At 62.7% G+C, this 13,806-nt stretch carries 12 protein-coding genes; 7 read left to right on the top strand and 5 right to left on the bottom strand.

Going from position 1 to position 13,806, the window contains the following annotated elements:
• Positions 1-315: 315 nt before the first annotated feature.
• Together BM118_RS12450 and BM118_RS12455 are read left to right on the top strand one after the other, a co-directional pair.
• Positions 316-948 (top strand): response regulator transcription factor, encoded by a 633-nt coding sequence (locus BM118_RS12450; RefSeq protein ID WP_177234232.1) that lies wholly within the window; start codon positions 316-318, stop codon positions 946-948.
• Between the two features lie 177 nt (positions 949-1,125).
• Positions 1,126-1,500: a response regulator transcription factor gene (locus BM118_RS12455; protein ID WP_177234233.1), complete on the top strand. Its 375-nt coding sequence runs from the start codon at positions 1,126-1,128 to the stop codon at positions 1,498-1,500.
• A gap of 16 nt (positions 1,501-1,516) precedes the next feature.
• Here BM118_RS12455 and BM118_RS12460 read toward each other — a convergent pair whose 3' ends face one another.
• The 3 genes from BM118_RS12460 to BM118_RS12470 are packed head-to-tail and all read right to left on the bottom strand — an operon-like array spanning position 1,517 to position 4,719.
• Complete coding sequence (locus BM118_RS12460; RefSeq protein WP_092185586.1) at positions 1,517-2,095, bottom strand: invasion associated locus B family protein; 579 nt, start codon at positions 2,093-2,095, stop codon at positions 1,517-1,519.
• 30 nt (positions 2,096-2,125) lie between these two features.
• The gene (locus BM118_RS12465; protein ID WP_092185588.1) at positions 2,126-3,019 is read right to left on the bottom strand and encodes an alpha/beta hydrolase family protein; all 894 of its coding nucleotides are present in this window, start codon (positions 3,017-3,019) and stop codon (positions 2,126-2,128) included.
• A gap of 11 nt (positions 3,020-3,030) precedes the next feature.
• Positions 3,031-4,719: an aspartate:alanine exchanger family transporter gene (locus tag BM118_RS12470; protein ID WP_092185590.1), complete on the bottom strand. Its 1,689-nt coding sequence runs from the start codon at positions 4,717-4,719 to the stop codon at positions 3,031-3,033.
• Between the two features lie 144 nt (positions 4,720-4,863).
• On the opposite strand from BM118_RS12470, the gene BM118_RS12475 reads away from it, so the two are divergent.
• From BM118_RS12475 to BM118_RS12495, 5 genes are all read left to right on the top strand, one after another.
• Positions 4,864-5,547 (top strand): YoaK family protein, encoded by a 684-nt coding sequence (locus BM118_RS12475; RefSeq protein WP_092185592.1) that lies wholly within the window; start codon positions 4,864-4,866, stop codon positions 5,545-5,547.
• Complete coding sequence (locus BM118_RS12480) at positions 5,544-7,235, top strand: SulP family inorganic anion transporter (protein ID WP_092185594.1); 1,692 nt, start codon at positions 5,544-5,546, stop codon at positions 7,233-7,235. The genes BM118_RS12475 and BM118_RS12480 overlap by 4 nt, the downstream gene beginning before the upstream one ends.
• A gap of 197 nt (positions 7,236-7,432) precedes the next feature.
• On the top strand, positions 7,433-10,186 hold the full coding sequence (locus tag BM118_RS12485) for a decarboxylase (protein ID WP_092185596.1): 2,754 nt from the start codon (positions 7,433-7,435) through the stop codon (positions 10,184-10,186).
• A gap of 13 nt (positions 10,187-10,199) precedes the next feature.
• Positions 10,200-11,900 carry an aspartate:alanine exchanger family transporter gene (locus tag BM118_RS12490; protein WP_092185598.1) on the top strand — a complete coding sequence of 567 codons (1,701 nt, stop codon included), beginning with the start codon at positions 10,200-10,202 and terminating at the stop codon, positions 11,898-11,900.
• Positions 11,901-11,931: 31 nt separating this feature from the next.
• Complete coding sequence (locus tag BM118_RS12495; RefSeq protein WP_092185600.1) at positions 11,932-12,366, top strand: hypothetical protein; 435 nt, start codon at positions 11,932-11,934, stop codon at positions 12,364-12,366.
• A 43-nt stretch (positions 12,367-12,409) separates the two neighbouring features.
• Here BM118_RS12495 and ppk2 read toward each other — a convergent pair whose 3' ends face one another.
• Positions 12,410-13,210, bottom strand: a complete 801-nt coding sequence (gene ppk2, locus BM118_RS12500; RefSeq protein WP_092185602.1) for a polyphosphate kinase 2 — start codon at positions 13,208-13,210, stop codon at positions 12,410-12,412.
• Positions 13,211-13,251: 41 nt separating this feature from the next.
• Entirely contained in the window at positions 13,252-13,704 is a 453-nt protein-coding gene (locus BM118_RS12505; protein ID WP_092185604.1) for a hypothetical protein, read from the bottom strand.
• Positions 13,705-13,806: the final 102 nt, after the last annotated feature.

Here is a 13,806-nt window from a genome sequence, read left to right on the forward strand (position 1 = left end):
TCAACTGATCGCTGAATTGGTCTGCAAGACTGATATTTCGTCACGAGAAATGTGCCGCCGATGTCGCAATCCCGCTCGGGGCGGTTTACGACTAACGCCGTATTCTTCGCCATTGTCTCATGGTTCATTGTACCAAGGGACAGGTCGGTAGGATGGTGCGCGGAATGAGAAAGCGGCTCTTGCGTCGGATCAAGCTTCGCGTCACAAACTCTGACTTGCGAAACCCACGGTATTGGCGGGATCGCTAGATGGCTCTAGCCCATCCTTGTGTTAGGTAAGCGGTTAAAGCAGGTTGCAAGAAGCAGCGAGGGCCCATTGCCTGGCCTTGTTCACGTGGTCGACGACGATGCTTCGTTCCGAACGGCGATCGAGCGTCGGCTTAAACTTGCGGGCTACGACGTCGCGACCTATGCCTCCTCGCAGGACTTGCTCGATCATGTGCCTCGCGAAGAGCTGCCGAGCTGCATCCTCCTCGACGTGCAGATGCCGGGCCTGAGCGGACCGGACCTGCAGAAACGTCTTCTTGAGCTTGGATCGACCGTCCCGATCGTGTTTCTCACCGGGCACGCCGATACCGCGACGACGGTGCGGACCATCAAGGCCGGCGCCGAGGATTTCTTGACCAAGCCGGTATCGTCCGAGCAGCTGATTGAAGCGATCGAGCGCGCCTTGTTGCAACAGCAGACCGCGCGCGGGCTGCGTAGCCGGCTCGATTTGCGTCGCGCGCTCGTCGCGTCGCTGACGCCGCGCGAACGGCAGGTGTTTGACCTGATTGTGCGTGGGAAGATCAACAAGCAGATCGCGTATGAATTGGGGACGACCGAACGCACGGTCAAAGCGCATCGACACCAGGTGATGGAGAAGATGCAGGTGCGCTCACTCGCGGAACTGGTTTCTACGGCGCAGCTGCTTGGTATGCTGGATACTGAGAGCGGCTCACACGACTAGGCGATGATTATTCGCAGGTTCCCCTCTGTGACTTGCACCAAAGGTCAATGGAAATCCCCCCGAGAGGGGTATTTCAACAAGCCGAAGTGCCGGGAGACGAAGAACCTCGAGGCGCCCGACGCGTTTACGCAAGTCCATCGTGTTCTGCCAAGCCTTCCGTGTATGGAGTTGAGCCACTTGCCGCGCCGCAAGTCCATTTTCGTTGTGGATGATGACCCTTCCATGCGCAGGAGCATGAAGCGGCTGCTGCAGGAGCATGGCTTCGAGGCAAAGCTGTTCGAATCCGCCAATGCGCTCGTAAATCATGGCAACTTTCAGCAGGCCTTGTGCATCATCCTGGATATCGATCTGGACGGTGAATCTGGAATTGATCTGCGACGCAGGCTTGCGGAGCAGAAGGTTCAGGTGCCGGTTGTCTTTGTCACCGGCAACGACAATCATGAAACCCGCGCGGCGGCAATCGCATCGGGATGCATCGCCTATTTGACCAAGCCCTTTGCCGCGGCCGCGCTCATTGAGAGTGTGGAAAGAGCCCTGGGGCAGCCAGGTTAGACAAGTCTTCCGCGGGCTATTCGTCGATCTGCTGGTCGAACGTTTGGGCCGGCGGCCCTTTGTGAGCAGAGACGAACTGAGCAAGTGGCAGCAAGGCGGTAACCGACAGCAGATTGGGGTCGACAACCTCCAGCGCGAGCGTCTTGCCCGTTTCCATCTCCCTTATCAGGCCGGGTTTTGCCACATCCGCCGCAATGCAGGCGTTGTTCAGGCACCATGTGTACGGCACGGCATAGGTGTTGCCTTGGTCGACCCTGAGTTTGACGGGCACCCGGACATACATGCCGACCGGCACGAACATTTGCAGCCGTGCCGTGTGGTCGCCCTCGCGTTCGATCAAGTCCAGCCGAACCGCCGTCTGCCCCGTGTCGAACGTGCCGGTGATCGACGTCCGGCACACGGTCTTGGCGCCGCCCGGCTTGAAACACACTTTTCGCCAGTCGCCATATTTGACGTCGTTCGCCATGCGCTGCCCCCGCGGTGGAATCTCGGCGGAGGCCGGCCTGGTGGTGGCGACGACGAGCAGCAGAAGCACGAAAAGTGCGGTCGCGTGGCTGCTTGTTATCCGGACGGATTGGCGATGTGAGCGAGCCATTGTGTCGTCTCCGGAAATCGATCGCATCGTCTATTTGAGTTCGTCGAGAAATTTGCTCACGAGCGGGGACCAGATCGGAATGGCATCCGGCGAGCCGATGAAGAAATGCCCTTCATCGCCAAACGGCGGTACCAGATGGTATTGCGCCTTGCCCCCGGCCGAGGTGAAAGCCTCATGCATCCGCTTCGACAGCGCGGGGCCGAAGAACGTGTCATTTTCGATATAGATCCACAGCATCGGCACCCGCGAGGTGCGACCGAAATCCATCGTCGCCTCGACCAGTTTATCCGGGGCGCAATTATTGTTCGGCTTGCCGCCGACACGCCCGCCGCGGCCGCCGGCGAAGACGATGATAGCTCCGACCTGCGGCGGGTTCAGACTGGAAAGCGCGATGGATGCCCAGCCGCCCGCAGACTGACCGACAACGACGACATTCTTCGGCGTGATGCGTTTTTCGGCGGCCAGGAAATCGATGATCCAGAGGTCGACCTGTGCCACCGCGAGGCCGACGTCATGGAAATTGGGATTGGAGCACTTGCCGACCTTGGAAAAGAAGGGTCCATAGAGCCCGCGCTCGGGAATATCGATGGCGGAGGCGCCGTAACCGGTGCCGACGGGAGCAACCACGAAGTAGCCGCGCCTTGCGAACCATTTCGCCGCGTCGCGGAACTCGACGAGTGGAAAGAAACTGCGCTGTACAGGGTCGAGCGACACGCCGTGGTTCATGATTGCGAGCGGGAACGGGCCATCGCCAACGGGTCGGACCACATAGGCAAACATCGGCAACGCTAGCGGCAACGCCCAAACTTCCTCCTGGATGCGGCGCGCGGCGGCCTGATCGTCGGCCAGCGACGGTGCAATCAAGGAGGTCGCAAGCAGCTGCACGACCACCAGTAGCGGCTGGATCCATGCCCGGGGCCGCATTCCTTCCTCCCTCAGCCAACAAAGGTGCAGGCCACGATGATCGGCCCGAGCACGGTCAGAACCACATTGCCGACGGCGTAAGGCACGGCGACGCCGAGCACCGGCGTCTGGCTCTCGGCGATCTCGCAAGCCCCGGTCACGGCCGCATCGACCGTCATGGCGCCGGCGAGGGCTCCACAGGTGATGACCGGATTCATGCGCAGGACGTGATGGGCAAACAGCGTCGCGACGATCAGCGGCGCCAGTGTGACCACGAGGCCCATGCCGACCAGCAACAGGCCGTGCGCCTGGATCGCGACCCAGGCGGCGTGACCGTTGGCCAGGCCGATCGCCGCGATGAATCCACCGAGGCCGAGATCGCTCAGCGTCTGCTGCGCGGCCGGCGGCATTGCGCCCATCGTCGGCCGGCGCGAGCGCAGCCAGCCACAGAGGAGGCCCGCGATCAGTGCGCCGCCGCCGCCGCCGAGCGTCAGCGCGATACCGCCGACCTTGAAGCTGACGAGCCCGGCCAGCAGCCCCGCGGCAATGCCCGCCGCAAGGAAGGCAATGTCGGTACGGTCGCCGGAGCGCACGATCTGCCCGACCTGCTTCGCCGCGCGCTCGATGTTGCCGGTGCTGCCGACCAGCGTCATGACGTCGCCGACATAGATGCGCGTATCCGCGCTCAGCGGTGCTTCGCGCCCATGCCGCGTCAGGGCGCGCAAAAACACACCGCGTGCATCGCCGCCGATGCGGTCGGCCACATCCCGGATGGATCGGCCGTGGAGGTTGCGGTTGTCGACCAGCACATCAAGCACATTGCCGGGGATCGCCCTCAGGATCTCATCGGCATCGATCTCGGTGCCGATGATCGGCTTGGCGGAGACAATGGCAGCTGTTCGACCGGCGATGACGATGTCGTCGCCGGCCTCGAGCACGGTGTCCAGGCGCGGCTCGATATTGGCGCCCTGGCGCACGATCCGCTCGATCACCGTGCGGCTGCCGATATCCTCCTCGATCGCCTTGACGGTTCGGCCGGCCGCAGCCGTGACGCGGTAGGCGCGAGCCTGGAACTTGCGATAAGACAGGTTCTCGGTCTTCGGCGGCGCGCCACCTGAAAGCTCGACCTCCAGCTTTTTCGCCTCGTCCTTGAGATTGACCCCCATCAGTTTCGGTGCCGCGAAGGGGACGTAGAGCAGTGTCAGAATGTAGCCGAGCACATAGGTGACAGCATATCCCGCTGCGATATTCGCTTCCTGCTGCTCCAGCACGGTTTTCGGCAATCCAAGCTGAGCCAGCGCGCCCGATGCCGTGCCGATCACGGAAGACTGCGTCAGCGCGCCAGCCGCAAGCCCGGATGCCGTGCCGGGATCGAGCTTGAAGGCGAACGCAAAGGCCAGCACGATCACGAGACCGGTCCCGCCGAGTACGAGCGCCATGGCAACCTGGGCCAGGGTGCGGACACTCAGCGAGGCGAAAAACTCTGGTCCGGACTTGTAGCCGATCGTGAATACGAAGAGACTGAACAGCACGATCCTCAACAGCGCGGGGAACGTAAAGGTGCCGAGTTGTCCGATCAGGACGGACACGATCAGGATGCAGGCCGTGGTGCCGATCGCGAAGCCGCGGATCTTGACGCGCCCAAGCATGGTGCCGATGGCAACCGCAAGCAGCAGGAAGATCTCCGGAGCGGTGGAAATGATCCACCTGACGGTGTCCATGATCGCAAATCCCCGGACGCAATGATTGACATCGGATTCGCTCCCGGGAACCACAGCGACGGCTTGATTTAGATCAAGCCCAAGCCATCATCGCTGCGGCGTCTTTTGGATGATGCAAGGTCTGCGACATCCGAAGTCCGCACCATGAGCACTCTGGATCTAGCTGCGAACGCATCGTTGCGGCGCGATGAGACGCTTGAGGTCGCGCTGCTGCTCGCCTTCGCCGGCGGCTATCTCGACGCCTACACCTGGATGATCCACGGCGTCATGGCGAATGCCCAGACCGCCAATCTGGTCCTGCTCTGGGTCTATGGTTCGGTGGGCAATTGGGCCGCGGCGCTGCATTTCGTGCCGCCGATCCTGTCATTTGCGATCGGTATCCTGGTTGCGGCGTGGCTGCGCCACGCGACGGGAGATCGGGCCAGCGTCATCAGCACGCTGATCGAGATCGTGCTTCTGATCGCAATCGGAATCCTGCACAACCGGCTGCCCGATCTTGCGGGCACGCTGGGCATTTCCTTCGTCGCGGCGATGCAGACCGCAATTTTCACCAAGGTCGAAGGCGTGGTCTACAGTTCGGTGATGATCACCGGCAACATGCGCCAGGCGATCGAGGGCGCGTTTGCGGCGGTCGTCGGCGGAGGTCAGCCAGGACCGCTTCGCCGGTCGGGCATGTTTGCAGCGCTGTGTGTCATGTTCGGCATGGGAGCGGCTGTCGGGGCCTTCGCGACAAAGTCCTTCCCGAACCTGGCGCTCGGCATGCCCGTGATTGCCTTGCTGATCGTGTTGCTGCGCTGCGAGGTGAAGCCCAGCGAGGCTCGCGCATGAACGCCCCGTCCAGGCTGCGGGGAAGCTGGCTGCGGTTCTTTCCGCCGTCGAGCTGGCTTGCGACCTATCGCAGCTCGTGGCTGCCATCGGATGCGGTCGCCGGCGTCACGCTTGCCGCTTACGCAATTCCGGTATCGTTGGCCTACGCCGCGCTGGCCGGGCTGCCGCCGCAGGTCGGGATCTACGGCTACATGCTCGGCGGCGTCGGTTACGCCTTGTTGGGCTCGTCGCGCCAGCTTGCGGTCGGCCCGACGTCGGCAATCTCGCTGATGATCGTGGGCACGGTCGGGCCGCTCGCCGCGGGCGATCCGGTGCGTTATGGGCAGATTGCTAGTCTTGCTGCCTGCGCGGTCGCAGTGTTGTGCCTCATCGCCTGGCTGTGCAAGCTCAGCGTCCTCGTCCGTCTGGTCAGCGACAGCATTCTCGTCGGCTTCAAGGCTGGCGCCGGGCTCACCATCATCATGAGCCAGTTGCCGAGCCTGTTCGGTGTTGCCGGTGGCGGCCATGACTTCTTCGAACGCGGCATTAAGCTTGCCGGGCAGCTCGGTGACATGAATCCGCTGATCCTCGTCGTCGGTCTGGTGGCACTCCTGCTTCTGCTGACCGGCGAGCGGCTCCTCCCCGGTAGGCCGGTCGGGATCGCGGTTGTGGCGCTGGCGATCGTGGTGGCGACCGCGCTCGGCCTGCCGGCTCTCGGCGTGCCCGTGACCGGAAAAATCCCCCAGGGCCTGCCGGTGCCTGGCTTGCCCACCTTCGGCCTGCTGGAGTTCGACGATCTCTTTCCGCTTGCCGCCGGATGCGTGCTGCTCGCCTACATAGAGGGTGTTTCGGCGGCTCGGAGCTTTGCCGCCAAGCACGGTGACAGCCTTGACGTCAGGCAGGAGTTCTTGGGCCTCGGTGCGGCCAATCTCGCCGCGGCCTTCGGTCATGGCTATCCCGTGGCAGGCGGATTGTCGCAATCCGCCGTCAACGACAACGCGGGCGCTCGCACACCGTTGGCGCTGGTCATTTGCGCGGTGACGCTGGCGCTGTGCCTGTTGTTCTTCGCAGGGCTATTGACCAATCTGCCCAAGGCGGTGCTGGCCGCCATCGTCTTTGCCGCCGTGTACCGGCTCGTCGACATCCGCACGTTGGTGCGGATGCGGCGCGTCAGCCGCATCGATTTCTACGCGGCGGCCATCGCATTGATATCCGTCCTGCTGCTCGGAATCCTGCAAGGTGTCCTGCTGGCGTCGATCGCCTCCATCTTCCTGCTGCTGGCGCGCGCGTCACAGCCGAATGTGGCGTTCCTCGGCAAGCTCCCGGGCAGTGGCCGGTATTCCGACAGGGCCAGGCATGAGAACGTGGAGCCGCTGGTCGGGATCATCGCATTCCGCCCCGAAGCCTCGTTGCTCTATATTAATGCCGAGACGATCCTGGAGGCCGTGCTGAATGCGCTCCAGAGGTCGTCGGATGTCAGGCTCGTTGCCTGCGACCTCTCGGCGTCGCCCTACATCGATCTGGCCGGCGCGCATATGCTGCGGAATCTCTACGACGAACTTGCGTCACGCCATGTCGCGTTCTGCATCGTCGGCGCGCATGCGCAATTGCGCGATTTGCTCCGCGCCGAGGGGCTCGCCGAGAGGACCGACAGCGGGCAATGGTTGCGGTCGCTCGACAGCGTGCTCGGCGACAGCCAGGCCAGATAGTGTCCGGGACATTTGCCGATCTCCGGCGCGACTTTTGTTCAGTCGCGCGCCTCCGTGTTGCATCGCGAAGCGTGCAGGCCGCTCGCAGGCCGGCTGATTTCATGCGGACCGTTGACTTGGATCAATGGAGCCCCCTCGCGCCATACCCACGATCCATCATCACCTTCGCCTCAAGAGCCGCCAAGGACGGGAGAGACATGCCCAAGGACGCCACGCCTGCGCAGCAGCGCATCGATCAGTTCTTCTCCGGGCCCGGCGGACGGGCGGACAATTGGCGTGATCTGGTCGAGGCGGCCAAAGCATGGTTTCGCGGCGGAGATCGTGCGAAGTATGATGCTGCGCTGGCCGATCTCTCCGTGACGGAGGAATTCCACGGCTATCCGGGCCTGCAACTGATGGCAGCCTTGCGGGAGGCCGCCGCGACGGGCGATGCGGCAAATTCGCTCGCGCTCGCGACGCGGCTGACGCAGGCCCTGACGACGAGATCTTTCCGTCAGCATGCCGGCGACTGGAATACGAATGACGAAAGCAATGGCGAGGCGCCCGATCTGGTGCCGCAGATGTTCGGTCCGCACGCGGCGCGCCGTCCCTATTTCGAGACGTTGATCGTCACCGGCCTCACGTCCGGCAGTTGGCCCGCGCTCGCCAGCGAATGGCGCAAGCTGCGGCGTCCGGTCGATCAATTTGTCTATGAGCCGGTTATCGTCGGCAGTCTCGAAGACGCCTTCTGCGCCGTAATCCTGAACCCCAACCTCGCAGCCGTCGTCATCAACGAAGGCTTCGCGCTGCGCTCACGTCACGACGCGCCCGTGCTCCGCCCCCTGACTTCGTCGGCGGGATTGAAGGACGAGTCCGACGCTTCGGCGTTGCGGCTCGCCCATATCATCAAGCACGTTCGCCCCGAGCTCGACCTCTACCTGATGTCCAATCGCAACGTGGAGGAGATGGCTGGAAATCCCGAGGCCGATGTCGTCCGCCGTATCTTCTATTCGGTGGAGGAACTGCTCGAGCTGCATCTCTCGATCCTTGAAGGCGTGCAGGATCGCTACGACACGCCGTTCTTCGACAATCTCAAGAAATATGCGCAGCGTCCGATCGGAACGTTCCATGCGCTGCCGATCGCGCGCGGCAAATCAGTCTTCAAGTCGGACTGGATCCGCGACATGGGCGAGTTCTACGGCCTGAACCTGTTCCTGGCCGAAAGCAGCGCAACCACCGGCGGCCTGGACAGCCTGCTGGAGCCGACCGGCAACATCAAGAAGGCGCAGGACAAGGCGGCGCGCGCGCTTGGCGCCGATCGCGTCTTCTTCGTGACCAACGGCACCTCGACCTCGAACAAGATGGCAGTGCAGGCGCTGCTCGCGCCGGGCGACATCGCGATCGTCGACCGCAATTGTCACAAGTCGCATCATTACGGAATGGTGCTGGCCGGTGCGCAGCCGCTCTATGTCGAAGCCTTCCCGATGACGGAATATTCGATGTACGGCGCCGTGCCGCTGAAGACCATCAAGCAGGCTTTGTTGAGCGCCAAGGCCGATGGCCGGCTCGACCGCGTCAAGCTGCTGGATCTGACCAACTGCACCTTCGACGGCCACATCTACAACACCCGCCGGGTGATGGAGGAATGCCTCGCCATCAAGCCCGACCTGATCTTTCTCTGGGATGAAGCCTGGTTCGGCTTTGCACGCTTTTCGCCGTTCCTGCGACGGCGCACCGCGATGGGCGCCGCCAACGAGATCGAAGCCTGGATGCACGACCCGAAATCGGTGGCGGCCTACGAGAAGCAGCAGGCCGAGCTCGGCAAGAATCCCTCTGACGAGGTGCTGCTCAAGACCCGGCTGATTCCCGATCCGCGCCAGATACGGTTGCGTGTGTACCAGACCAACTCGACCCACAAGTCGATGTCCGCGATCCGGCAGGGCTCGATGCTGTCCGTCAAGGACGTCGAATTCCACACGGTCGAGCAGCAGTTCAAGGAAGCCGTCTTCACCCACGCGTCCACCAGTCCCAACCAGCAGCTCATCGCGAGCCTGGACGTCTCGCGACGCCAGATGGAGCTCGAGGGCTATGGCTTGGTGGCCAATGCGATGGAGATCGCGCTCGCCATCCGCCAGGCCGTCAACAACAACCCGCTGATCTCGAAATATTTCCGTATCCTCGGTGCCGACGCCATGGTGCCGGCGCAATATCGCCAAAGCGGGTTCACCGATTATCTGGCGGCCGGCACGAACTGGGCGAGCGCCCTGAAGAGCCTGGACGACGACGAGTTCTGCCTCGATCCGACCCGCATGACGCTGGTGTGTGGCACCGCCGGCTTCGACGGCACGCAGTTCAAGGGCATCCTCGCGAACGACTACAACATCCAGGTCAACAAGACCTCGCGCAACTCGGTGCTGCTCCAGTCCAACATCAACAACACGCGCAGCGACGTGGCACATCTTGTCAGGGTGCTGGCGGAGATCGCCGGCGAGGTCGACCGCGGCCTGACCCAGGGCGGAGCCAATGCGAAGAAGACCTTCGAGGCGCGGGTGAAGAGCCTGATGACCGACGTGCCCGACTTGCCGAACTTCTCGCATTTCCACCAGAGTTTCCGCGGCGATGCCGGCGCCAAGACCAACGAAGGTGACATCCGCAGTGGTTTCTACGCGGCCTATGACGCGGCAGGATGCGAGTACATCCGGCTCGCCGATCCCGAGATCGACCGGCGCCTGAAGGCCGGTCCCGACCTCGTCTCCGCCAGTTTCGTGATTCCTTATCCTCCGGGCTTCCCGATCATGGTGCCGGGCCAGGTCATCACCCAGGAAACCATCGACTTCATGCGCAAGCTCGATGTGAAGGAGATCCATGGCTACGACGCCAAGGAAGGCCTGAAGCTCGTGCGGGCCGAGGCCTTGGCGAAGATCGGCCGGCCCAAGCCCGGCGCGCAGCCGAAGTTGAAGGCCGCCTCATAGACAGGGGACGAACATGCAGGGCTTTTTCACCTTCCTGCAGCAGAATCCGTATCTGCTGCTGTTCTTCGTCGTCGGGCTCGCCGTCTGGATCGGACGAGCCAGCATCAAGGGCTATGGCCTCGGCATGGTCGCCGGCGCCATCGTGGTCGGTGCGGGACTGTCGGTCTGGGCCTCGACTTACGGCGTCAAGCTCGAGTTGAACAATTTTGCCAAGAGCCTTTTCTACTATCTCTTCATGTATGGTGTCGGCCTGCGGGTGGGACCGTCCTTCATCAACAGTCTGAAGGGTGATGGGCTCAAATTCTGCATTCTGGCGCTGGTGTCGAGCGTGATCGGACTGACGCTTGTCGTGCTCGGAGCGAAATTATTCGCACTGCCGACCGGCGCGGCCGGCGGCATGCTGGCGGGTTCTCAGACCATGTCGGCCGCGATCGGTTCGGCCGAACAGGCGATCACCTCCGGTGTGGTCAAGCTGCCTGAAGGCATGAAGCCCGAAGAGGCGTCCGGCATGATCGCACTGTCCTATGGCATCACCTATATCTGGGGCACCGTCGGCATCATCCTGATCTGCAAATATCTGCCGCGCTGGTGGGGTGTCGACGCCAAGGCCGCGGCCAAGAAGTACGAGGAGGATTTCGGCGTCAAGGATCTCGAGGGCGGAGGCCTCACTGGCTATCGGCAGTTCGGACTGCGCGCCTACCGGCTCGAAAACCCGGCGCAGGTCGGCACGAGCATCGCCAAATTCCGCACGGTCAATCCCGAATACCGCATCGTCAACGTGGTGCGTGGCGGTGAATTGTTGGGAGCCGATCCCGACCTCGTGCTGAAAAAGGGTGACGTCGTCGCGCTCGGTGGCTCGACCGAGCATCTGACCGACAAGATGGGCTTGATCGGGCCGGAGGTTGTGGATGCCAAGGCGCTGAACATTCCGATGGATCAGGCGGACATTCTCATCACCAACAAGAACATGGTCGGACGGACCTTCGAATCCTTTCGCGGCACGGCGATCGCAGGGCAGTTGCAGGTTACCAAGGTCGAGCGCGGCGGCGTTGCAATCCCGGCCGGTCTGAAGACCGAGCTCCAGCGGATGGATATCGTCTCGGTGGTCGGCCTGAAGTCCGCCGTCAACGAACTCGGCGAGATGTGGGGGCGCATTGCGCGGACCAACACCTCGACCGATCTCCTGACGCTCGCCGTCGGCATGATCATCGGCTTCCTGATCGGCATGATCGAGTTTCCGGCCTTCGGCGCCAAGGTCGGCCTCGGCAATGCCGGCGGCCTCCTGCTGTCAGGCGTGATCGTCTCGTCCTTGGTCTCCCGGTTGCGCTTCTTCGGCAACACGCCGAATGCAGCGCGGAACGTACTCGAGGACCTCGGCCTCGTCGTCTTCGTCGCCATTGTCGGCATCAATGCAGGCGCGGGCTTGCTGGCCCAGCTTACGGGGGCGGTGGCGCTGAAGATCTTCATCGTCGGGTTTATCGCCTGCACGATCCCGCCTTTTATCGTCTGGGCGATCGGCTTCCATGTTTTCAAGATCAACCCGGCCGTGCTGATGGGCGGCGTCGCCGGTGCTCGTTCGCATTCGGGGCCGTGTCGCGAGGCCGCGGTCGAGATCCAGAGCTCAGTGCCCTGGATCGGCTTTCCGGTCGGTTACGCCGTCTCGGGCATCCTGCTCACGGTATTCGGGTACTTCGCGATGATCCTGGCTCAATAGGCCCGCGCAACAACCAAGGGGAAAGAACGTCATGAGGAAATTTGCCATTGCCGCCGTCTTGATTGCCACGTCCGCCGCCGCTGTCGGCTTCAGCACGCCGTCGCGTGCCGAGACCGGGCAGGTGGCGGTCGTCTTCACCAAGGGCGGCTTCATCGTCGGCGTCGGCGGTGGCGAAGGTGTTCTGCTCCTTCGGGGCAAGAAATATCCCTTTACCGTATCCGGCATGAGCGTCGGCTTCACGATCGGCGCCTCGACCACCAAGCTGGTTGGCCGCGCCCTCAATTTGAGGGGACCGGCATCCATCGAAGGCTCCTACGCGGTGGGCGGAGCAGGCGGCGCCATTGCCGCGGGTGCGGGAGCCGTTCAACTGCAGAACGCCAACGGCGTGATCCTGCAGCTCAGCGGTCCCAAGGTGGGCGCCGAAGTGTCGGCTGCCGTGGGTGGCGTGACCATACGTTTGAAATAGACGCGAAGCGATCGGGCCGCGTCATCGCGCGGCCCGATCCTCATCAATATCGTTCGGCGACGAAATTCATCTCCTTCAGGCTGACCTGGTCATTGTAGCGCCCTTTATCGGACCGCTTCGGCAGCCTGATCCTGTCCTTCTTGATGCGCTTGTGCGGGATCGCCTTCAGGAGATGCGCGATGCAATTTAGCCGCGCGCGGCGCTTGTCGTCGGAGCGGATGATGTACCAGGGCGCGTGTTTCGTGCTCGTCTTCCTGAGCATGAGGTCGCGCGCCCGCGAATAGTCGTACCAGCGCCGGTAGGATTCCAGGTCCATCGGACTGAGCTTCCATTGCCGCACGGGGTCGTCAATGCGCGCCTTGAAGCGGCGCTCCTGCTCGTCCATCCCGACCTCGAGCCAGATCTTGATCAGGACGATGCCGCCGTCGACGACGTATTTTTCCATTTGCGGGCAGAGAGAGAGGAAGCGATCGTGCTCGGCGGGGGTGCAGAAGCCCATCACATATTCGACGCCGGCGCGGTTGTACCAGCTGCGGTCGAAGATCACGATCTCGCCGCCGGCGGGAAACTGCTGCATGTAGCGCTGGAAGAAGAGCTGGGTCTTCTCGCGGTCGGACGGTGCCGGCAATGCCACGACGCGAAACACGCGCGGGCTGACCTTCTCCGTGATCGCCTTGATCGTGCCGCCCTTGCCGGCGGCGTCCCGGCCTTCAAAGAGCACGATGACCCGCAGTTTGTTCGCCCGAACATAGTCCTGGAGCTGACACAGCCCGACCTGGAGCTTCTCCAGTTCCTTCTCGTAGTCCTTGCGTTTCATCCGCTCGGCAGGCTTGTCGTTGGCCATGCTCACCCTTTCGCCGTGTCAGGTCTCATGGGGTAGAGCGCCTAATCACCCCAGGAAATCGTAATGCCGATGTCGCCCGGGACGCCGCCCGGAAAATCGACGACCTGGTAGGCGATGCGATAACCGCGCGGCTTCAGATAATCGGTCCAGAGCTGGAAGATTTCCTTCGGAATCCCGGTCAGGGTGCTCTCCCAACCCTTTTCCATCTGGTTGATGGCGCGGCCCTTGTCGGTGCACAGCGTGTTGGGGAAGCGGTAGACCTGAACCTCGGTCAATCCGTTTCGCACCGCACGCTGGATGATCGTCGAGGCAAGCTTGACCTTCTCGTCCTCGGTCTTGCCAGAGGGCTTGGTGAGGCGTTCAATCAGGGCGCGTTTCTCGGCTTCGGCGGCGGCGGCAAGCCGCGCATATTCGTCGGCCTTCTCGGCCTCCTTGAGGGCTGCTTCCTTGCGGATCTGCGTGGCACTGGGGATGAGGTCATCGATGCCGGGCATGGCAGGCGGCTCCTGTTGGGCTGTTGTGCGTCAGCTTTCGGGCGAGGCTAGGTAGGGCCGCTCCAGGTCCGTTGATTCAGATCAAGCAATTGTAAGACCCGG

The sequence above is a fragment of the Bradyrhizobium sp. cf659 genome (genome assembly GCF_900113725.1).
Lineage (GTDB): Bacteria > Pseudomonadota > Alphaproteobacteria > Rhizobiales > Xanthobacteraceae > Bradyrhizobium.